Origin of the sequence: Streptomyces sp. NPDC090741, assembly GCF_044769045.1 — a bacterium.
Lineage (GTDB): Bacteria > Actinomycetota > Actinomycetes > Streptomycetales > Streptomycetaceae > Streptomyces.
On sequence record NZ_JBIVXF010000015.1, the window covers coordinates 189,342 to 208,971 of the forward strand.

At 71.8% G+C, this 19,630-nt stretch carries 23 protein-coding genes and 3 pseudogenes; 11 read left to right on the forward strand and 15 right to left on the reverse strand.

The window, feature by feature from the left end; translation table 11 throughout:
- Window positions 1-16 precede the first annotated feature (16 nt).
- The 3 genes from ACIQU4_RS32800 to lnt all read left to right on the forward strand — a co-directional run bounded on the left by ACIQU4_RS32800 (window position 17) and on the right by lnt (window position 2,414).
- Complete coding sequence (locus tag ACIQU4_RS32800) at window positions 17-193, forward strand: hypothetical protein (protein WP_099893904.1); 177 nt, start codon at window positions 17-19, stop codon at window positions 191-193.
- Between the two features lie 69 nt (window positions 194-262).
- Complete coding sequence (locus ACIQU4_RS32805) at window positions 263-733, forward strand: nuclear transport factor 2 family protein (RefSeq protein ID WP_403738494.1); 471 nt, start codon at window positions 263-265, stop codon at window positions 731-733.
- 64 nt (window positions 734-797) lie between these two features.
- Window positions 798-2,414, forward strand: a complete 1,617-nt coding sequence (gene lnt, locus ACIQU4_RS32810) for an apolipoprotein N-acyltransferase (RefSeq protein ID WP_403738497.1) — start codon at window positions 798-800, stop codon at window positions 2,412-2,414.
- Here lnt and ACIQU4_RS32815 read toward each other — a convergent pair.
- Window positions 2,359-3,264 carry a Gfo/Idh/MocA family protein gene (locus ACIQU4_RS32815; protein WP_403738500.1) on the reverse strand — a complete coding sequence of 302 codons (906 nt, stop codon included), beginning with the start codon at window positions 3,262-3,264 and terminating at the stop codon, window positions 2,359-2,361. The two genes, lnt and ACIQU4_RS32815, sit on opposite strands and share 56 nt — an antisense overlap.
- Before the next feature lie 82 nt (window positions 3,265-3,346).
- Here ACIQU4_RS32815 and ACIQU4_RS32820 point away from each other — a divergent pair, with 82 nt between their 5' ends.
- Complete coding sequence (locus ACIQU4_RS32820; protein WP_403738502.1) at window positions 3,347-3,871, forward strand: DinB family protein; 525 nt, start codon at window positions 3,347-3,349, stop codon at window positions 3,869-3,871.
- A gap of 148 nt (window positions 3,872-4,019) precedes the next feature.
- Window positions 4,020-4,583 carry a hypothetical protein gene (locus ACIQU4_RS32825; protein WP_403738505.1) on the forward strand — a complete coding sequence of 188 codons (564 nt, stop codon included), beginning with the start codon at window positions 4,020-4,022 and terminating at the stop codon, window positions 4,581-4,583.
- A gap of 20 nt (window positions 4,584-4,603) precedes the next feature.
- On the opposite strand, the gene ACIQU4_RS32830 is transcribed toward ACIQU4_RS32825, so the two are convergent.
- From ACIQU4_RS32830 to ACIQU4_RS32865, 8 genes are all read right to left on the reverse strand, one after another.
- Window positions 4,604-5,128 (reverse strand): hypothetical protein, encoded by a 525-nt coding sequence (locus ACIQU4_RS32830; RefSeq protein ID WP_403738626.1) that lies wholly within the window; start codon window positions 5,126-5,128, stop codon window positions 4,604-4,606.
- A 95-nt stretch (window positions 5,129-5,223) separates the two neighbouring features.
- Window positions 5,224-5,892 carry a uracil-DNA glycosylase gene (locus tag ACIQU4_RS32835; protein ID WP_403738628.1) on the reverse strand — a complete coding sequence of 223 codons (669 nt, stop codon included), beginning with the start codon at window positions 5,890-5,892 and terminating at the stop codon, window positions 5,224-5,226.
- 150 nt (window positions 5,893-6,042) lie between these two features.
- Entirely contained in the window at window positions 6,043-7,626 is a 1,584-nt protein-coding gene (locus ACIQU4_RS32840; protein ID WP_403738508.1) for an ABC transporter substrate-binding protein, read from the reverse strand.
- 152 nt (window positions 7,627-7,778) lie between these two features.
- A complete protein-coding gene (locus tag ACIQU4_RS32845) occupies window positions 7,779-8,552 on the reverse strand; it encodes an SDR family oxidoreductase (protein ID WP_403738511.1) in 774 nt (257 codons plus the stop codon).
- Between the two features lie 19 nt (window positions 8,553-8,571).
- The gene (gene fabG / locus ACIQU4_RS32850; protein WP_053688861.1) at window positions 8,572-9,333 is read right to left on the reverse strand and encodes a 3-oxoacyl-ACP reductase FabG; all 762 of its coding nucleotides are present in this window, start codon (window positions 9,331-9,333) and stop codon (window positions 8,572-8,574) included.
- Between the two features lie 179 nt (window positions 9,334-9,512).
- On the reverse strand, window positions 9,513-9,896 hold the full coding sequence (locus ACIQU4_RS32855) for a DUF3037 domain-containing protein (RefSeq protein WP_385591260.1): 384 nt from the start codon (window positions 9,894-9,896) through the stop codon (window positions 9,513-9,515).
- Complete coding sequence (locus ACIQU4_RS32860) at window positions 9,893-10,732, reverse strand: HipA family kinase (protein ID WP_403738514.1); 840 nt, start codon at window positions 10,730-10,732, stop codon at window positions 9,893-9,895. The genes ACIQU4_RS32855 and ACIQU4_RS32860 overlap by 4 nt, the downstream gene beginning before the upstream one ends.
- A gap of 315 nt (window positions 10,733-11,047) precedes the next feature.
- A complete protein-coding gene (locus ACIQU4_RS32865; RefSeq protein WP_403738517.1) occupies window positions 11,048-11,896 on the reverse strand; it encodes a LysR family transcriptional regulator in 849 nt (282 codons plus the stop codon).
- Between the two features lie 95 nt (window positions 11,897-11,991).
- Here ACIQU4_RS32865 and ACIQU4_RS32870 point away from each other — a divergent pair, with 95 nt between their 5' ends.
- The gene (locus ACIQU4_RS32870) at window positions 11,992-12,723 is read left to right on the forward strand and encodes an SDR family NAD(P)-dependent oxidoreductase (RefSeq protein ID WP_403738519.1); all 732 of its coding nucleotides are present in this window, start codon (window positions 11,992-11,994) and stop codon (window positions 12,721-12,723) included.
- Window positions 12,724-12,950: 227 nt separating this feature from the next.
- Here the strand turns inward: ACIQU4_RS32870 and ACIQU4_RS32875 are convergent, their stop codons facing one another.
- Entirely contained in the window at window positions 12,951-13,409 is a 459-nt protein-coding gene (locus ACIQU4_RS32875; protein ID WP_403738522.1) for an SDR family NAD(P)-dependent oxidoreductase, read from the reverse strand.
- Between the two features lie 473 nt (window positions 13,410-13,882).
- Here ACIQU4_RS32875 and ACIQU4_RS32880 point away from each other — a divergent pair.
- Window positions 13,883-13,966: pseudogene (locus ACIQU4_RS32880) on the forward strand (hypothetical protein); the annotation flags it as partial.
- 250 nt (window positions 13,967-14,216) lie between these two features.
- Here ACIQU4_RS32880 and ACIQU4_RS32885 read toward each other — a convergent pair.
- Window positions 14,217-14,456 (reverse strand): annotated as a pseudogene (locus tag ACIQU4_RS32885) (transcriptional regulator); the annotation flags it as partial.
- Window positions 14,457-14,614: 158 nt separating this feature from the next.
- Here ACIQU4_RS32885 and ACIQU4_RS32890 point away from each other — a divergent pair.
- Window positions 14,615-15,400 carry an SDR family oxidoreductase gene (locus ACIQU4_RS32890; RefSeq protein ID WP_403738525.1) on the forward strand — a complete coding sequence of 262 codons (786 nt, stop codon included), beginning with the start codon at window positions 14,615-14,617 and terminating at the stop codon, window positions 15,398-15,400.
- A gap of 137 nt (window positions 15,401-15,537) precedes the next feature.
- Here ACIQU4_RS32890 and ACIQU4_RS32895 read toward each other — a convergent pair whose 3' ends face one another.
- Window positions 15,538-15,909, reverse strand: a complete 372-nt coding sequence (locus ACIQU4_RS32895; protein WP_403738528.1) for a winged helix-turn-helix transcriptional regulator — start codon at window positions 15,907-15,909, stop codon at window positions 15,538-15,540.
- A 98-nt stretch (window positions 15,910-16,007) separates the two neighbouring features.
- Here ACIQU4_RS32895 and ACIQU4_RS32900 point away from each other — a divergent pair, with 98 nt between their 5' ends.
- The gene (locus ACIQU4_RS32900) at window positions 16,008-16,847 is read left to right on the forward strand and encodes an SDR family oxidoreductase (RefSeq protein WP_403738531.1); all 840 of its coding nucleotides are present in this window, start codon (window positions 16,008-16,010) and stop codon (window positions 16,845-16,847) included.
- 84 nt (window positions 16,848-16,931) lie between these two features.
- Here the strand turns inward: ACIQU4_RS32900 and ACIQU4_RS32905 are convergent, their stop codons facing one another.
- On the reverse strand, window positions 16,932-17,324 hold the full coding sequence (locus ACIQU4_RS32905) for a hypothetical protein (RefSeq protein WP_403738534.1): 393 nt from the start codon (window positions 17,322-17,324) through the stop codon (window positions 16,932-16,934).
- Here ACIQU4_RS32905 and ACIQU4_RS32910 point away from each other — a divergent pair.
- Window positions 17,248-17,412: pseudogene (locus tag ACIQU4_RS32910) on the forward strand (SDR family NAD(P)-dependent oxidoreductase); the annotation flags it as partial. The gene ACIQU4_RS32905 and the pseudogene ACIQU4_RS32910 sit on opposite strands and share 77 nt — an antisense overlap.
- A 102-nt stretch (window positions 17,413-17,514) precedes the next feature.
- Here ACIQU4_RS32910 and ACIQU4_RS32915 read toward each other — a convergent pair.
- The gene (locus ACIQU4_RS32915; RefSeq protein WP_078622162.1) at window positions 17,515-18,126 is read right to left on the reverse strand and encodes an isochorismatase family protein; all 612 of its coding nucleotides are present in this window, start codon (window positions 18,124-18,126) and stop codon (window positions 17,515-17,517) included.
- Between the two features lie 76 nt (window positions 18,127-18,202).
- Here ACIQU4_RS32915 and ACIQU4_RS32920 point away from each other — a divergent pair, with 76 nt between their 5' ends.
- Window positions 18,203-18,661, forward strand: a complete 459-nt coding sequence (locus ACIQU4_RS32920; RefSeq protein ID WP_403738536.1) for a pyridoxamine 5'-phosphate oxidase family protein — start codon at window positions 18,203-18,205, stop codon at window positions 18,659-18,661.
- A 22-nt stretch (window positions 18,662-18,683) separates the two neighbouring features.
- Here ACIQU4_RS32920 and ACIQU4_RS32925 read toward each other — a convergent pair whose 3' ends face one another.
- Window positions 18,684-19,586: a LysR substrate-binding domain-containing protein gene (locus tag ACIQU4_RS32925; RefSeq protein ID WP_403738539.1), complete on the reverse strand. Its 903-nt coding sequence runs from the start codon at window positions 19,584-19,586 to the stop codon at window positions 18,684-18,686.
- Window positions 19,587-19,630: the final 44 nt, after the last annotated feature.

Consider the following 19,630-nt stretch of genomic DNA (forward strand, 5'->3'; position numbering starts at 1 on the left):
CAGCAGGGGGTGTCCCGTGGGTCGAGTGGTGCTGGAGCGGTTTCCGGCCGGAAGTCCGAGGGGAAGCTGGCCCGCCGAGGAGTACGCGGCGGAGCGGATGCGCGAGGGCGTGCCCGCCGAGGTGGTGATGGACCTGGCCACCGACGCGTTCCTCGTCGTGGTCCGGCAGCGGGAGGCGCATTCCGGTCATTGATCCACCGCGCGCGGATCCGGACCGCGCACGCCCCTTGGCGTCGCCGCCCCGCGCCCCCACACTGACTCGATGACGCAGCGTGTGGACCTCGCCACGGTCATGGACCGGATGGCGATCGACGAGGTGGTCACGGGGTACGCGGTGGCCGTGGACGACGGCGACTGGGCGGCGTACCGCGCGCTGTTCACTCCCACCGGGCGGGCCGACTACGGCTCGGCGGGCGGGATCGAGGGCCCGGCCGCCGAAGTCGCGGACTGGCTCGCGGAGACCATGGAGCTCTTCCCGGTACGCCAGCACCTCATCGTCAACCGGCTGATCCGGCTGGAGGACCGGGGCGGCTGGCCCGGCGACCGGGCCGAGGTACGGGCGGACTTCCTCAATCCGATGCGGCTCGCCGGGCCGGAGTTCGACGGGACGGTGACCGCGCCGAACTTCGTGGCCGCCGGCCGCTACACGTTCACCCTCGCCCGCACGTCCGACGGCGGCTGGCTGCTCACCCGCGTCACCGTCCACGAGAAATGGCGGCACATGACCGCATAGGCACCGACCCTGCTCGGGCGGCCGTCCGGACGGCCCTGTTCCACACTGGAAGCGGAGGCACGCCATGGTCGCGAAGCGGATCCGGTACCGGCGTGCGGCGGCCGCGGTCGCCGCCGGGGCACTGCCGTGCCTCGCCTTCCCCGCCCCCGCGCTCTGGTGGTTCGCGTACGTCGCCCTCGTGCCCTGGATGCTGCTGCTGAGGTCGGCGCCGACCGGGCGGCGCGCGGCCCTGGAGGGCTGGCTCGGCGGCGCCGCCTTCATCGTCGCCGTCCACCACTGGCTGCTGCCCAGCCTGCACGTGTTCCTGCTGCCGGTGGCGGCCCTGGTGGGGCTGCTCTGGATCCCCTGGGCCCTGCTGGTGCGGGAGTTCCTCGGCGGGACCCCGGATCCGGGCCGGGCGGCGGCCGCGCTGCTCCTCGTACCGGCGGGCTGGCTGCTGTCCGAGCTGGCGCGGTCCTGGCAGGGGCTGGGCGGGCCGTGGGGGCTGCTGGGGGCCAGCCAGTGGCAGGTGCCGCCCGCGCTGCGGCTCGCCTCTGTGGGCGGGGTGTGGCTGGTGAGTCTGCTGGTGGTGGCGGTGAACTGCGCGCTGGTGCTGCTGATATCCGTACCGGGGGCCCGGGTTCCGGCGGTGGCCGGGGTGACGGGGTGCGTGGTGCTGACGGGGGCGGTGTGGCTGTGGGTGCCGCGGCCCGAGGTGTCGGGCACGCTCCGCGTGGCCGTCGTACAGCCGGGCCTGGTGGCGGACGGCCCGGACAGCGCGCAGCAGCGGTTCGACGCCGGGGAGCGGCTGACGCGGACGCTGACCGGGCAGCGGATGGACCTGGTGGTGTGGGGCGAGAGCAGTGTCGGGGCGGACCTGGCCGCCCGCCCGGACCTGGCCCGGCGGCTGGCCGCGCTGTCCTCCGATGTCGGGGCTCCGCTCCTGGTCAACGTCGACGCCCGGCGGCCGGCCGGACCGGTCGGGGGACCGGTCCCGGGGCCGGCCGCGGGACCGGTCGCCGCAGCCGCCACGGCGTCCGGGGGCGGCATCTACAAGAGCTCCGTCCTCGTCGGCCCCGGCGGACCGACCGGCGACCGGTACGACAAGATGCGCCTGGTCCCCTTCGGCGAGTACATACCGGCCCGGTCGCTGCTCGGCTGGGCCACCTCGGTCGGCAAGGCCGCCGGCGAGGACCGCCGGCGCGGCGCGGAGCCGGTCCTGATGAAGCTGCCGGGGCGGCCCGGTGTCCGGATCGGACCGCTGGTCTGCTTCGAGTCGGCCTTCCCCGACATGAGCCGCCGCCTCACCGGCGACGGGGCGGCCCTGCTGATCGCCCAGTCGGCCACCTCCAGCTTCCAGCGCAGCTGGGCCCCGGCGCAGCACGCCTCGCTCGCGGCCCTGCGCGCCGCCGAGGACGGCCGCCCGATGGTGCACGCCACCCTCACCGGGATCAGTGCGGTGCACGGCCCGTCCGGCGAGCGGATCGGCCCGGCGCTGCCCACCTCCGCGCGCGCCGCGCAGGTGTACGAGGTCCCGCTCTCCCGCGGCTCGACGTTCTACGTCCGCTTCGGGAACTGGCCCGGGGGCGCCTGCCTCGCGCTGCTGGCGGCATACTGCGCGGTCGAGGGAGTCAGGTCGCTCGGGCTCAGGAAGCCTGCTCCAGAGCCGACGACACCACCCGCTCGCACAGCTCGTGGGTGAGCAGCGCGTCGCGGGCGCTGAGCGTCTTGCCCGCCGCGACGGACTCCAGGAAGGCGTCCACGACCTGCTCGATGCCGCGCTGGCGGGCGACCGGGACCCAGTCCCCGCGGCGGCGCACCGTCGGCTGGCCGCGGTGGTCGATGATCTCGGCGAGGTTGACGACCTGCCGCTTGGTGTCCTGCCCCGACACTTCGAGGATCTCCTCGGTGGAACCGGAGAGCCGGTTCATGATCCCGAGCGCGGTGAAGCCGGGGCCCGACATCTGGAGGACGACCTGGTGCATCAGCCCGCCCCGGACCTGGGCCCGGACGTCGATGTGGTCGGCCTCCCCGGGGAGCAGGAAGCGCAGGGTGTCGACGACGTGGATGAAGTCGTCGAGGACGAGGGTCCGCGGGTCCTCGGGCAGCCCGACCCGGTTCTTCTGCAGGACGATCAGGTCGCGCGGGTGCTCGGCGCACTGCGCGTAGCCGGGCGCGTGGCGGCGGTTGAAGCCGACGGCGAGCGAGACCCCGCGCTCCTCGGCGAGTTCCACGAGCCGCCGCGAGTCGTCGAGCTCGTAGGCGAGCGGCTTGTCCACGTACGTCGGCACGCCCGCTTCGAGCAGCCGCGCCACGATCTCGGGGTGAACGGCCGTCGGTGCGTGCACGAATGCCGCGTCGAGGCCCTCGGCCAGCAGTCCGTCGAGCGTGGTGTGACGGCGGCCGACCGGGACGTGGTGGATCTCCCCGATCCGCTCCAGCGTGGCCGGGGTCCGGGTCTGCAGGTGCAGTTCCACGCCCGGGCGGGCGGTGAGGACGGGCAGGTACGCCTTCTGGGCGATGTCGCCGAGTCCGATGACGCCGACCTTCACCGGGAACCTCCAGGTTGATCCTTCTGGGACTTCCGCAGCTTAATCCCTGGTGGCGGGACCCGCGTTCGCCGAGGATGGCGGCATGACCACGACCACCGGATCCCACCGCACCGAGCCGTCCACCACCGCGAACGAGCGGGAGATGCTGGACGGCTGGCTCGACTACCACCGCGCCACCCTCGCCTGGAAGTGCGAGGGCCTCGGGGCCGAGCAGCTGGGCCGCGCCCCGCTCCCCCCGTCCGAGCTGAGCCTGCTGGGCCTCGTACGGCACATGGCGGAGGTGGAGCGGTACTGGTTCCGGGAGATCATGCTGGGCGAGGACCTGCCCGAGCTGTACTGCACGCAGGAGGACCCGGACGGGGACTTCCACTTCGGCCCCGGGGACACCTGGACCGAGGCCGAGCAGACCTGGCAGACCGAGATCGAGCTGGCGCGGCAGGCCGCGGCGGGCCGGCCGCTGGAGCTGGTGTCGGACCCCGAGAGCCACCACCGCGGCGAGACGTTCAGCCTGCGCTGGGTCTACACGCACATGATCGAGGAGTACGCGCGCCACAACGGGCACGCGGACCTGCTGCGCGAGCAGATCGACGGCGCCACGGGCGACTGACGCGGGCCGCGCACCGGCCGGCCGCCGGCCGCTGCACGCAGGTGGGGGCGGATGGGGGGCGGGTGTCCGGCGGATGTCCGTCACCCGTGCGGGGTCATTTTCGGCTCCGGGTTTCGCAACGGGGTCCTCGCACAGCAGAGTTGCGCGAGTGCATCCAACGCGAACCACGACAAAGCTGCTGCTCGGAGTCGCCTGTGCCGTCTCGGCCGTCTCGGGCTGCGTGAATGTGACACCCGCCCCGATGCAGCCGGCGGCCGCCCCCGGCACCGCCGCTCCGCCACCCCGGCACGATCCGCGCGGCGGACCGGGAGCCGTACCGGTGGAGGTCCAGGCGCCCGCCCTGGAGGCCCTGAAGGCGGTACCGGGGCAGTCCGCGCAGCCGGCGGCCCCCCGTGGAGGCGGGCCGTCCGCGCCGCGCACGGGAGCGGCTCCGGCAGGCGCGGCGGGCATGGCGGGCGCCGCAGCGGAGGAGGCCTCACAGGCCGTCCCGCCGGTGCCGGACATCCCGGAGCCGCGCCGGGCCGCCCGGCACCCCTCAGGGGGCAGGGGCGGCCGTACGGACCGGCCGGGGCCGGACGCGGAGGTTCCGCGCGAGTTGATGAAGGAGCTGCCGGTCCGGCCCGCGGACGTGTGCGCGCTGGGCCGCCGGCACGGACGCTGGCACCCGGACAGCCCGGAGGCCCGCATCTGCGCGGGCGTCCACGAGGGCTGAGCCGCCGAGTCGCCGGTCCGCTACGGGTGCTGCTCCGGGAACGGCCGGGGCCCCCGGCCCGGTTCCCCGGCCAGGCGCCGCTCCAGCCGGGCGATGGCCGCCCGTACGCCGTTCCCGTACCCGTCGTCGGACAGGGCACCGGTGGCGGCCCGGGCCCGGGCCAGGTGCAGCCGCGCCGCCTCGGGCCGCTGGAGTTTCGCGTAGTCGGCGGCCAGGTTGAGGTGCAGCGACGGGTAGAACACGCGCACGGCCGGATGGGGCTCGTGCTGCGCGGGCAGCCCGTCCCGCGGTCCCGGCCCCAGACCGTCGGCGGCGGTCAGGGCCCGCAGGTCCCAGGCCAGTTCGTCGGCGGGATCGTCCTGGGCGTCGGCCATGTAGTGCGCGAGCGTGCAGCGGTGGAGGGAGTCGCCGTCCTCGCCGATCTCGGTCCAGATCTCGCCGAGGCGGTTGCGGGCCTCCTCGCGGTCACCGGCGTGCAGCAGGATGACGGCCTGGCCGATCCTGGTCATGACGGCGTCCTCCGACGCCTCCTGCTGCTCCGTCACGGCGGCCTCCGGCTCGCTCTGCCGGACCTGCTCCGGTCCGGTCGTCACGACGCTAACCGGAGGCACCGGTTATGGCACCGAGGCGCGGTGGGGCGTCAGCCCAGGTCCGGGATCGTCCAGTCGATCGGCTCATGGCCCTGGGCCGCGACGGCCTCGTTGATCTGCGTGAAGGGCCGGGAGCCGAAGAACTTCTTGGCCGACAGCGGGGAGGGGTGGGCCCCCTTGACGACCGCGTGACGCTCCTCGTCGATGAGCGGGAGCTTCTTCTGCGCGTAGGCGCCCCACAGGACGAAGACGGCCGGGTCGGGGCGGTCGGCCACGGCCCGGATCACCGCGTCGGTGAACTTCTCCCAGCCCTTGCCCTTGTGCGAGTTGGGCTCGGCCTCGCGGACGGTGAGGACCGCGTTGAGCAGCAGGACGCCCTGCTCGGCCCACGGCATCAGGTACCCGTTGTCCGGGATGGGGGTGCCCAGCTCCGCGTGCATCTCCTTGTAGATGTTGCGCAGGGAGGGCGGGGTCTTGACCCCGGGCCGCACGGAGAAGCACAGGCCGTGGCCCTGGCCGGCCCCGTGGTACGGGTCCTGGCCGAGGACCAGGACCTTCACCCGGTCGAAGGGAGTGGCTTCCAGGGCGGCGAAGACCTGCTCGTGGGGCGGGTAGACCGGCCCGTTCGCCCGCTCCTTCTCGACGAACTCGGTGAGCTCGCTGAAGTAGGGCTTCTCCAGCTCGTCGCCGAGGACGGGGAGCCAGGACTCGGGCAGCATCTGGGTCACGTCTACAACCTCCGGTACAAGTTTCGCGCGTGCTGCGTGGTGCAACAGCTCCAGAACCTACCGGGGGCCACTGACAACGCCGCATCCGCGGGCGCCCGGAGGCACCCGCGGATGCGGTGTGGACTGCGGCCGTCGCTGCGGCTACCAGCTGGTCTTGCGGTACAGCTCCCACATCTGCATGGCGGTCTGCGGGTCGAGCGCCCGCTCGGCGCCGGCGATGTCCTCGCCGGCGGCGACGTACAGCTTGCCCTGCCACAGCGGCAGCAGCCGGACGTCCTCGGCGAAGATCTGCTGGGCCTGCTCGAACTCGTGGACGCCGGCCGAGCGGTCGCTCTCGCGGCGGGACTTGGGCAGCAGGTCGGTGAGGATCTCGTTGGGCTCGTACGGGGTGCCGACCGCGTTCTCCTTGCCGACGAACGGCGCGATGAAGTTGTCCGGGTCCGGGAAGTCGGGGAACCAGCCGCGGCCGAAGACCGGGTACTCGCCGTTCTTGTAGCCGACCTGGAACACCTTCCAGGGCTGGCCGCGCAGCGTGACCCTGAAGAGGCCGCTCTCGTCCAGCTGGCGCTTGAGCTCGGTGAACTCGTCCGCGGTGGAGGCGCCGTAGCGGTCGGTGGTGTACCAGAAGGTCAGGTCCACGGGCTGGTTGATCCCAGCGTCCTTGAGGATCTTCTGGGCCTTCTTGACGTCCGCCTGGCCGTACTTGTCGTAGAAGGGCGTCTTGTGGCCCACGACACCCTTGGGGACCATCGAGTACAGCGGTTCGGCGGTGCCCTGGTAGACCTTGGAGACGATCGCGCCGCGGTCGACGATCTGGGCGATGGCCTGGCGCACCGGCAACTTGGCGACCTGCGGGTCCTTGGGGTTGAAGACCAGGTAGCGGATCTCGGCGCCGACGTTCTCGACGACCTGGACGCCCGCCGCGTGCGAGGCGGGGGTCTGCAGGTCCTTGATCTCGGGGGCCGACAGACCGCGGTAGGTGGCGTCGATCTCCTTGGCCTTGAGCGCGGCGACCATCTTGGTGGAGTCCGCGAAGTAGCGGATCGTCACGCCGTCGTTGCGCTGGTTCGCGAAGCCGCTGTAGGACCCGTTCTTGCCGAGGACCGCCTCGCTGCCCTCCTTGTACGAGTCGAGCACGAACGGGCCGGAGCCGGTGATCTTGCCGTCGTCGCGCACCTTGTCGGCCGGGTAATCCTTGGGCGCGACCAGTGAGGCGGCCGGCGAGCCGAGGACGAAGGGGAAGGTGGCGTCCGGGGTCTTCAGGTGGAAGACAACCGTCAGCGCGTCCGGGGTCTCGATCTTGTCCAGACTGCCGAAGAGGTCCTTCGGACCGGTCTGGGAGTTGATCGTCCGGATCCGGTCGAGCGAGTGCTTGACCGCCTTGGCGTCGAGCGGCTCCCCGTCGGAGAACTTCAGGCCCTTCTTCAGGGTGCAGCGGTACGACTCGTTCCCGGAATCCGTGAACTCGCAGGTCTGGGCGGCGTCGGGCTGGGGCTTGGTGGAGCCCGTGGGGAATGCCAGCAGGGTCTGGTAGACGTTCCGGTACAGCTCCCAGGAACCGTCCCAGGCCGCGGCGGGATCGAGGGTGCTCGGGGCGCTCGTCGTGCCGACGACGATTCTCTTCGCGGTGTCGCTGCTGTCGTCCGAAAGCAGACCGCATCCGGCGAGCAGGGATATGGACGCAAGGGCTGCAGTGATCTGCAGGCATCTGGTCCGGATGAACACGTGCACGCTCCTCGATCAGCCAGGGGTGCGGCAGACCCTACCGCAGTGCCTCACAAATCCAATGGGCAGGTTTCATGTGACACTTGACCGATTTCGTGCATATTAGGTACGCATTTGCCTCCCCCTGGGAGGCAAATGCGTCCGACTATCGATCAGTGCACTCCGGCATTGAGGAACATTCCTCCGTCAACGATCAGAGTTTGGCCCGTGATCCATTCCGCTTGTGCAGATGTAAGAAAAGCCGCCGCCCCGCCGATGTCCTGCGGCAGCCCCAGCCGGCCGAGCGGATAGGCCGCGGCGGCCTCCTGCTCCCGGCCCTCGTAGAGCGCCTGCGCGAACTTCGTCTTGACCACCGCGGGGGCGATCGCGTTGACCCGGACCCCGGGCGCCATCTCGTGGGCGAGCTGGAGGGTGAGGTTGACCATGGCGGCCTTGCTCATCCCGTACGCGCCGATGAAGGGCGAGGCGGAGACGCCGGCGATGGACGCGATGTTCACGATCGCGCCGCCGTTGTCCTTCTGCCAGGCGTGCCAGGTCCGCTGGGCGAACCCGAGCGCCGAGATCACGTTGGTCTCGAAGACCTTGCGCGCGACGCCGAGGTCCAGGTCCACCATCGGACCGAAGACCGGGTTGGTGCCCGCGTTGTTGATCAGGAAGTCGACGCGCCCGAAGGCCTCCATCGTCCGCTCGACCGCGACGGCCTGGTGGGCCTCGTCGTGCGCCTTGCCGGCCACCCCCATCACCCGGTCCGCGCCGAGCGCCTCGACGGCCGCCTTGAGGGCGTCCTCGTTGCGCCCGGTGATGCACACCCGGTCGCCGCGGGCGACGAGCGCCTCGGCGATGCCGTAGCCGATGCCCCGGCTCCCTCCGGTGATCAGCGCGACCTTGCCGCTGTCCGCTGCCCGCTCCGTGCTGTTGTCCGCCATGACCTGCGCCTGCCTCTCGTCAGTTGAGCGGGCCGCCGGCCACGTACATGACCTGGCCGGAGACGAAGCCGGCGGCCTCGCCCGTGAAGAACGCGATCGCGTTGGCGATGTCGTCCGGGCGGCCGACGCGCTGGACGGGGATCTGGGTGGCCGCGGCGGCCTGGAAGTCCTCGAAGCCCATGCCCACGCGCGCGGCCGTCTGGGCGGTCATCTCCGTGACGATGAAGCCGGGCGCGACCGCGTTGGCGGTGACGCCGAACTTGCCGAGCTCGATGGCCAGCGTCTTGGTGAAGCCCTGCAGACCGGCCTTGGCGGCGGAGTAGTTGACCTGGCCGCGGTTGCCCAGCGCCGAGCTGCTGGAGAGGTTGACGATGCGGCCGAACTTGGCCTCCACCATGTACTTCTGACAGGCCTTCGACATCAGGAACGCACCGCGCAGGTGGACGTTCATGACGGTGTCCCAGTCGTTCTCGCTCATCTTGAACAGCAGGTTGTCGCGCAGCACGCCCGCATTGTTGACCAGGATGGTCGGCGCGCCCAGGACGCTCGCGACGCGCTCGACGGCCGCCTCCACCTGCGCCGCGTCGCTGACGTCGCAGCCGACCGCCAGGGCCTTCCCGCCTGCCGCCGTGATCGCCTCGACGGTGTCCTTGCAGGCCGCCTCGTCGAGATCGAGTACGGCGACGGCCCGGCCCTCGGCGGCCAGGCGCACGGCGGTGGCCGCGCCGATGCCCCGGGCCGCCCCGGTCACGATCGCGACGCGCTGCTCGGTGGTGGACATGGTGGATCTCCTCGCCCTCGGAATCCTCATCAGCGGCTCCCCATTGGTGAGCAACCGCTTAGTAGCTTCAGCTGAGGAGACGCTAGGAGCCCTGGCACCCGGTGTCAACGGCCTCCGCCGCCAAGGCTCCCCAGGTCGTGGCGGCCGCCGTACGGATCACCCCGCGGACGGCCGTACGATCAGCGGACCAGCAGGTCGAGCAGCCGTTCCACCTCGGCCTCCGGGTCGGCCGTCAGGCCGGTGTGCACCGGCCCGGGCTGCACCACCGTGCTGCGCGGGGCGATCAGCCAGCGGAACCGGCGGCCCGCGTCGTCGCCCGCCGCCTGTCCGGCCCGCTCACCGCCGCTGCACACGCCCTCCACGGCACGCAGGGCCGCCCGTACGCCCGCCACGTCGGCCTTCGGGTCCAGGGCGAGGAGCTTGGCCTCGTCCAGGTGGGTGCGCGCGGCCACGTACGAGTGGGCCCGGCAGTAGACGATCACGCCGGCGTTGAAGCACTCGCCGCGCTCCATCCGGGGCACCACGCGCACCAGCGCGTACTCGAACACGTCCCGCTTGGTCACTCGCTGTCGCTCTTGTTCTTCCGGGGGCGGGGGTCGAGGCGGTCGGCGAGCCAGCCGGGGGGACCCGACCGGGGCTTCACCTCGGCCTCCATCGAGATCCTCTCGTGGATCGTGGCCGCGCGCGGCAGCAGCACGTCCACGTAGGCGCGGCGCAGCGCGTCGGTGGAGTCGAAGCCGGGCTCGTCGACCAGCCACTCGTCGGGCACGTCGGCGGCGACCTCTTCGAGGAGTTCGCGCGTCACCAGGGGAGCGAGCGCCGCCGCGGCGGCCGCGATGTCCGGGCCGAAGGGGGCCAGGACGTGGTCGGAGGCGTTGTACGGCTTGGCCGCGGCGCTTTCGGCGGTGGGCCAGTTGTGGTGCCAGATCATGGTGGCGCCGTGGTCGATGAGCCACAGGTCCGCGTGCCAGACCAGCATGTTCGGGTTGCGCCAGGAACGGTCGACGTTGTTGATCAGCGCGTCGAACCAGACCACGCGCCCCGCCTCGGCCGGGTCCACCTGGTACGCGAGCGGGTCGAAGCCGATCGACCCGGGCAGGTAGTCCATCCCGAGGTTGAGCCCGCCGCTGGCCTTCAGCAGCTCCTGGACCTCCTGGTCGGGCTCGCCGAGCCCGATCACGGGGTCGAGCTGCATCTGCACCAGTCGCGGGACCCGCAGGCCGAGGCGCTGGGCCAGGCGCCCGCAGACGACTTCGGCGACCAGGGTCTTGCGCCCCTGACCGGCTCCGGTAAATTTCATGACGTAGGTCCCGAGGTCGTCGGCCTCGACGATCCCGGGGAGCGAGCCGCCCTCACGCAAGGGTGTGACATAGCGCGTCGCTGTCACTTCTGTAAGCATTTTCCCAGGGTATCCATTCATCAAGCCTTGCAATCAAAGGGACACTCTCCTCCTGCGTGTCCCTCCGGCTCGACGGCCCGGGACTCTGGGGAGAATCCGGGGAGTTCCGGCAGCGCCCGCTTCCCGACGAGTTCCGAGGGACTCCCGTCGCCAGAGTAGGCGCCGTGATCGTCGCGCCCCACCGAGATTCCGGGCCGTCGCCCGGGGCGACGACGGCGAGGACGCCTCGCAGCGCCGTCCCGAACTCCGGCCAGCACGGGCCTCACCGCAACCAGGCGACCCGTCAGGAGCGGGCGAACGCTGCCCGATGCGGCACTAGAGACGTATTGCGGTCCGGATGAGCTCCGCGACGGCTCTGGACCGGCTGCGCGGTGGCCAGGCGATCACCGTGGTGACCATCGGTGCGTCCAGCACGGGCACGGCGGCGAGGTCATCGTGCAGTTGGGCTCGGCACGACTCCGGTGAGACCGCGCAAGCACGGCCGAGCGCGACGAGCTGCAACAGCTGCGCGTGGTCGCGGACCTGCGGGCCGGGTCCGGGCGCGTACGTACCGTCGGGCTCGGGCCAGCGTGGCAGGGGCAGGCCCGGCAGCCCGGTGATGTCGGCCATGCGCACATGGGGCCGGACGGTGAGCGGATGTCCGGCCGGCAGGACCACGACCTGGCCCTCCGTACTGAGCTCCTCGGTGTCGAACCCGGCCGTCGAGTCGAACGGCCGGTGCAGCAGCGCCACATCGGCCCGGCCCTCGCGCAGCAGCCGTCCCTGCTCGGCCGGGCCGCACAGGATGACGTCGACGGGCACCGCGCCGGGTTCGGCGGCGTACGCGTCGAGCAGCTTCGCCAGCAGCTCGCTGGACGCACTGGCTTTCGTGACCAGGACCAGGCCAGGATGGCCGGTCGCGGCAAGGGCGGCGCGGCGGGTCCGGCGCTCGGCGGCTTCGACCGCGTCGAGGGCAGCCCGGCCCTCGGCCAGCAGCACCGCGCCGGCCTCGGTCAGCGTGACGCTGCGGCTGGTCCGATCCAGCAGCGCCGCTCCGAGCCTGCGTTCGAGCTGCTGGATCGCCCGTGAGAGGGGCGGCTGTGCGATCCCGAGCCGCTGCGCGGCGCGCCCGAAGTGCAGCTCCTCGGCGACCGCGACGAAATAGCGCAGTTCCCGGGTCTCCATACGGCCACGGTACTCCGGATCCATACCCGGACGGTATCGCTGCCCACCCGATCGGTCTTGGACCTCCCGTCGGGTTGCGAGGCAGCATGATTCTCATGAGTGAACGAACGATTGCGCTGGTCACCGGCGCGAACAAGGGAATCGGCTACGAGATCGCCGCAGGCCTGGGCGCCCTCGGCTGGAGCGTCGGCGTCGGCGCCCGCGATGACCAGCGCCGCCAGGCGGCGGTGGAGAAGCTGCGCGCGGCCGGCGTCGACGCGTTCGGCGTACCGCTGGACGTGACCGACGACGCGAGCGCGACCGCCGCCGCACGGCTGATCGAGGAACGGGCCGGGCACCTCGACGTGCTCGTCAACAACGCCGCCATCACCGGTGGCATGCCGCAGGAGCCCACCCAGGTCGATCCCGACACCATCCGGACGGTCGTGGAGACCAACGTGATCGGCGTCATCCGCGTCACCAACGCGATGATGCCGCTGCTGCGCCGCTCCGCCTCACCGCGGATCGTGAACATGTCCAGCAGCGTGGGCTCCCTCACCCGGCAGGCGGGAACCGCCGCCGAGCAGACGGCGGGGCCGGTGGCCGTGGCGTACTCGCCGTCCAAGACGTTCCTGAACGCCGTCACCCTCCAGTACGCCCGCGAGCTGAGCGGCACGAACATCCTGATCAACGTCGGCTGCCCCGGCTATGTCGCGACCGACCTCAACGGCTTCCGCGGCGTACGGACCCCCGAACAGGGCGCGGCGATCGCCATCAAACTCGCGACCCTGCCCGACGACGGCCCGACCGGCAAGTTCTTCGAGGACGCCGGCGAAGTGCCCTGGTGACGTGAACCAGCGGTCGGGGCCCTGGAGGCGATGCCTCCAGCCCCGAGGGATCTGCTGCGCGATGGCGACAAGGGTTCGGGCGAGGCCGTGGTGGTCCAGTGTGCTGTGGGTGAGGGGCGGGATCCGTACGGCCGACGCCCGCACGCCCTGTTGGGCCAGGGCGAGCACGGTGTTCTCGGTGCGGCCGCCGGTGCCGCCGGCGTCCTCCTCCGCGCCCGTCGGCCTTGTCAGCCGTCGGCCTTGTACAGGTCGGTCTGGCCGTCCGATGCGGTCAGTCCACCGTCCACGGGTATGTGCACTCCGTTGAGGTAGCCGGCGTCGCGACCGGCGAGGACCGCGATGACGGCGGCGACCTCGGCGGGCCCGGCCGGCCGGCCCATGGGTACGCGCTCGGCGAGGCGCTCGCGCAGTGGAGTTCCCTCGGCGAGTGCGGCGCGCAGGACCTGCCTGCTGAGCGTCACGCCGGGGTGGACGGCGTTGACCCGGATCTCCCGGCCGTGATCCAGTGCCATCGAGTTGGTCAGGTTCACCAGCGCACCCTTGGTCATGTTGTAGGCCGCCTGGTTCCATTCACCGCGCAGCGCCGCCACGGATCCGACGTTGACGATGGATCCACGCACTGCCCGCAGGTGGGGCAGTGCGGCTCGGGAGGCGAAGAAGGCGCCGTCGATGTTGGTACGCACCATGGTCCGTCCGTCGTCTTCCACGGATGCATCTGTGCACGCTCCGGCGTACGGCTGTACGTCGTGCAGTGCGGCTCATGGACCTTGGGCGCCCCGCTCGCCCGCGGCGAACAGACCGTGCGGGCCGGGCAGTTCCTGATCCCGCCACATCGGACGGCCCCTGCACTTCGAGACGGTGCCGGACACCATGGCGAAGGTCCTCGTACTGCCCGCAGCCCTGCTCACACCGCTGCTCGGGCCACGGCAGCGCATCACCGGGACGGCGGACTGCGCCGAAGTGCGCCTGCTGGCGGCCCACTCGAACATGATCTACGAGACAGTCGCCGGTCTCGGGCCCGCGGGAGTGCAAGCCGCCCACAGCACACTCATCGAGCCGGCCAAGGCGGTGGCGAGGCGCCGGATCGACGACGCGGAGCCCCAGCCGGCTTCCGCGCTCGCTCAGGCGGCTCGCCGCGTACTGGCAGTTCGCGGACAGCAGCCACTTCATCCGGGCCTTCGAGAAACGCTACGGCCGTACGCCCACCGAGTACGCCCGCTCCACCGTCCCGGCGGAGAACTGAGCGGCACACCGCACCGCCGCACGCACGGCCGGGCCCCCAGCGTCAGAGGCCGGTATCCGGCCGCCGCGCCCTCCGCCTCCGCATCCGCGCCCCTGAGAGGCTCGGGCGGCTTCTCCCCTGTCGCCCCGAACCAGTCGCAAGTCCCGGGGCGCCGATGTTCCGCCCGGATGGCGCTGTGGTTCAAGCACGTGCCGCCTCGGTCTCCCCCGCACGGGGCTGCGGGCCTCAGCGGCCCCGGCACTCGGCGCGATGCTGGGCGGCGCGCTCGTGACCAGCCCATCCCGGCGATGGCTTCGCTCGCTGCGGGGCCTGCGGTGAAGACCTAGGTGTGGCTCTCGTCGAGTCGGCGGGCGGTCTTGGCGTCGACGACGACGGGTTCGACTCTCTCGCCATTGTCGGCGTCGATGAGGATCACGCTGCGCTCGGCCGGTGCGAGGCGGGAGTTGCCCCACGCGGCCAGGGCGACCATCACCTGTCGCAGGGAGTCGCCTTCGCGGACGGCGGGCGCTCCCGGTCCTCCAGCCTGATCCGGCTCGCCGCGGCGACCATCCCCTCAGTTACTGCTAGAGTCGAAGTTATTAGCTTCTGTTTTAGCAGTTATGACGGGAGCAGCGCCCACCGCGCCCGCACCCGGGATCGGAGCACCCCGTGACCACATCCATCAGCGAATCCCTCGAAGGCCGACGCGCTCTGGTCACCGGCGGCACCAAGGGCACCGGGGCCGCCATCGCCCGACGTCTCGCCGAAGCCGGCGCAACCGTGCTGGTCACCGCCCGAAGCCGCCCCGACGACGTCGAGGAGAAGGCGTTCATCACCGCCGACCTGTCCACCGCCCAGGGCGCAGCCCACGTAGCCGCCGAGGTGGACGCCCGCGTGGGAGGCGTCGACATCCTGGTCAACACCCTCGGCGGCTCCGCGGCGCCGGCCGGAGGGTTCGCGGCACTCGGCGAGGACGACTGGTCCAGGGAGCTGAACACGAACCTGCTGGCCGCCGTCCGCCTGGACCGCGCACTCCTGCCGCACATGATCGCCATCGGCAAGGGCACGGTCGTGCACGTCACCTCGATCCAGCGCCGCATGCCCCTGTGGAACGGCACTCTGGCCTACGCCGCCGCCAAGGCCGCCCTGACCACCTACAGCAAGGGCCTGGCCAACCAGGTCGCCCCGCACGGCGTCCGCGTCAACACCGTCTCGCCCGGCTTCGTCCAGACCTCGGCAGCCGAACACCTCGTCAGCCGGATCGCCCACGAAGCGGACATCACCCAGGAAGCGGCACTGGGCCGCCTCATGGACTCCCTGGGCGGCATCCCGCTCGGCCGCCCCAACCGGCCCGAAGAAGTCGCCGAACTCGTCGCCTTCCTCGTCTCCGACCGCGCCTCGGCCATCATCGGCGCCGAACACGTCATCGACGGCGGCACCACCCCCACCGTCTGAACCCGCCACCACCCCAAGGAGCGTCACGCACGATCCGGGCGGTGGCCTGACGCCGGGCGTCAGCGGTCCTCGTGGCGATCAGGCGCATGGCCCCAGCGGCCCGGTCGGCACGATCTGCCCAGCCGCCAACTCCCGCGCTACTCCGCGCTGCGCGGCGGCAGCCGCCGTGTGATCCGGTGGAACAGCTCTTCCAGCGGATCGCCGATGTCCCGACCGAACTCGGTTAGCCCGTAGGTGACTTGGGGCGGCGTCGTCGGCTCGACCTTCCGCCAGACCAGGCCGTCCTGGACCAGCGCGCGCAGGGTCTGGGCGAGCATCTTCTCGCTGATGCCGTGGATGCTCTCGCGCAGCTCGTAGAACCGGAGGTTGTTGCTCCGCAAGGAGATCAACACCCAGATGCCCCACCTGCTGGTCACGTGGTCGACCACATCGCGCGCGGGGCAGTCAGTGTGAAACACCTCATACCGCTTCCCCGTCTCGGCCTGCGTGAGCTGCACACCTTCTGTCACGTGATGAGCTTACCCCGGGGTATGTCCTTACCAGAAGTTAGCCCGGCTCCTAGCGTGAAGACCACTGAGGGCATCGAACATCGAACAAGGAGCTGATCATGATCGTGGTGACCGGGGCTACCGGGAATGTCGGCCGGCCGTTGACGCGGGTGTTGGCCGAGGCGGGCCAGCAGGTGACGGCGGTGTCACGGCACGCGGCGGCGGTGCCGGACGGCGTCCGCCATGTGGCGGCGGACCTGGCCGAGCCGGCCGGCCTTGAGCCCGCGCTGGCCGGGGCGAAAGCGCTGTTCCTGCTGCTGTCCGGCGACATGCACGCCGCCGGAGCCAGCCCGGCCGACATCATCGGCGCAGCCGAGGCCGGCGGGGTCCGCCGGGTCGTCCTGCTCTCCACGCAGGGCGCGGCGACCAGGCCCTTCGGCGCAACGCGGATCGCGATGCGCGCGCTGGAGGACGTACTGCGGGAGTCCGGCCTGGAGTGGGCCATCCTGCGGCCGGGCGGCTTCGCCTCCAACGCCCTGTGGTGGGCCGATTCCATCCGCACTCGGGGCGTCGTCGCCGCGCCCTTCGGCGACGTCGGGGTGCCGATCGTCGACCCGGCGGACATCGCCGAGACCGCGGCGGCCTGCCTGCTCGATGACCGCCACAGCGGCGGCGTGTACGAGCTGACGGGCCCGGAGGTGATCACGCCGCGCCAGCAGACGGAGGCCATCGCCGCCGCGCTGGGCCAGCCAGTGCGGTTTCACGACCTCACCCGCGACGAGGCCAAGGCCGCCATGGCCCAGAGCATGCCGGCCGAGCTCGCCGAGGACACCCTGACCATCCTCGGTTCCCCGAACCCGGCCGAACTGCGCGTCAGCCCGGACGTCCAGCGGGTCCTCGGCCGCGCCCCACGCCCGTTCGCCGACTGGGCCGCCCGCAATATCGCCGCGTTCCGCTGAAACCGGGCAGCGGCGCGCCAAGCTCGCCGTCGACGGGGCGGGCGTGGGCGGGGCCTTGCCACGCCGCTTCGCCGGTGTCCGCGATCATGCGGACGAGGGTGTCGACGAGCTCGTCGGAGGTGGTGCACCACTTGTCTGCGCCGAGTGGCCGCTGACCTCCATGCCCGCGATGCCGTGGGCACTGGTCAGCAGCAGGGCGCCGCAGTGGCGTGCGTTCCGCTCTCCCACGAGGTCGGCGACGACGGCCAGGAACTCGTCCTCGAAGCGTCTGGCTGCGCGGACGGCTGCGGCCGGGTCGGACCGCAGGGCCTGCACCTGGCCGCCGATCCGTTCCCAGCTCTCGGTCGCGACAGCGGTCAGCAGGCTGTCCTTGCCCGCGAGCTGCCGGTACGGCGCCCGCGTGTCACGCCTGCCCGCGCTGCTGCGCGGTAAAGGTCGCGTGATCAACATCAGCTCGACCGGCGACAAGGTCGCCATGGCCACCTACGGCGCGTACGCCGTCGCGAAGTTCGCCCTGGTGGCGGTCGGCGACTCGCTCCTCCGGGAGGTCGCGCCGCTGGGCGTACAGGTGATCGTGGTCGGGGCCGGCGGCGTCCGCACGGAGATGGCCGCCCGCGGGATCGCGACGGACATGGGCCATCGGGACCGGCGCGCGGGAGTCCACTGCTCAAGCGGGAGCCCACTGCTCCAGCAGGGCGTCGGCGGTGGTGATCGTCGCGACGAGAGCCAGACAGTTGCGGATCACCTCGGCCGTGTACGCGGCGGGCACCCCCGCGATGGCGTCGGAGGGCACCACGACCCGGTAGCCGAGGTTGACGGCGTCGAAGACGGTGTTCGGGATCGCGATGTTCGAGGAGACCCCGGCGACGACGAGGGTGCGGATGCCGAGATTGCGCAGCAGGGCGTCCACGTCGGTGCCGGCGATCGGCGAGAGGCCGTGCAGCCGGCGGACCACCAGGTCGTTTTCGGCCACCTCGATGGGGGCCGCCACCTCCACCGCCCGGCTCCCGGACAGCTGCCGGACGGGCAGCTTCCCGGCGGCCCGGAACAGTCGCGCGTTGTCATTGGCCGCCAGCCCGTCCGGCCGCCGCTCGGCGATCGCGTGCAGCACCTGTACGCCGGCCGCGTGCGCGGCGTCGACCAGCGCGGCCACCCGCCCCAGCATCCCCGAGTCCCGGGCCTCCTTGGCGAGCTCGGGCAGGGCGCTCTCCTCTCCGACGACGCCGCTTTGGCACTCGACGGTGAGCAGCGCGGTGGTGGCGGGATCGAGTTCCGGCATGGCTCCCCCTGGCGTGACGGCGATCGATCCCGCATGATTCCTGACACTTAGTCAGATGTGAAGGGGTGCGCGACGGATGGACGGATCACAGCGGCGGGGCCGCCGCATCATGATGACCGACGCGGAAGTGGACGCCTTCCTGCGCGAGCAGCGCACCTGTCGGGTGGCGACCGTCTCCGCGGACGGCCGCCCGCACGCGGGCGCCCTGTGGTTCGCCTGGGACGGCAGCTCGCTGTGGCTGTACTCGATCACGCGCAGCCGCCGCTGGTCGGACCTGCGCAAGGATCCGCGGATCTCGGTGGTCGTGGACGCGGGCGAGGCGTACGACGAACTGCGCGGGGTCGAACTCTCCGGCAGCGCCGTCTTCGTGGGCGAGGCCCCGCGCACGGGCGAGCCCTGCCCGGAGCTGGCCGAGGTGGAACGGCTCTTTCCCGCAAAGAACTTCGGCATCGAGGAGATGCCGCACGACGGCCGCCACGCCTGGATCCGCCTCACCCCGGAGTCGGTCGTCTCCTGGGACTTCCGCAAGCTCTGACGTACTGCTCCACCTACCCCACCTACTCCACCGCGGCGGCGGCCTGCCCGAGTGCCTCCACGGCGGCCCGGATCGAGGGCCGCCGGTCCGCATCCGCCCGCCAGACGACGTACACGTGACGCCGGACGGCGTCGCTCACCGGCAGCAGCCGGACCCCGTCCGGCACCGGACCGCGCCCGAGCCGGGGCGCCACGCACACTCCGAGCCCCGCCTCCACGAAGGCCAGCTGGGTGTGGTGTTCCTCGGCGATGTGCGCGATGCGCGGCTCGATGCCGGTACCGCGCAGCGTGTACACGAGCCACTCGTGACAGAACTGCCCCTCGTTCCAGGAGATCCAGTCGTCGTCGGCGAACTCGGCCAGCGAGATCCGGTCGCGGTCGGCCAGCCGGTGGCCGGCCGGCACGGCGATGTCACAGGAGTCGTCGAGCAGGTGCGCCCGCGTGAGCTCGGCGGGGACCGGCATCCGCTTGTTGTGCCAGTCGATGGCCAGCGCCAGGTCGAGGTCCCCGCGCACGACCGCAGCCATGCTTTCCTCGGGCTCCTGCTCCCGTACCAGGGCCCGCAGTTCGGGATGTCCGGCGCGCAGGGCGGTCAGCGCCTGGGGCAGCAGCCCGCGCATGGCGGTCGGGAAGGCGCCGATCCGCAGCTCGCCGACGGCGCAGCCCCGCTGGGCCTCCACGTCGGCCTGGGCGAGCTCGACCTGGGAGATGATCCGGGCCGCGTGATCGGCGAGCAGCCGTCCGGCGTCCGTGAGCCGGACCCCGCGGCCGTTCTTGGCCAGCAGCGGCTGGCCGACCTCCCGCTCCAGCTTGGCCATCTGCTGGGAGACGGCGGAGGTGGTGACGTGGAGCCCGTCGGCCGCTCCGCTGACCGAGCCGTGGCGGGCGAGGGCATCGAGGGTGCGCAGGCGCTCCAGGTTCAACATGTAAGCAATGCTACGCCGTAGCTGCGAAGAAATCTCGCTTGTCC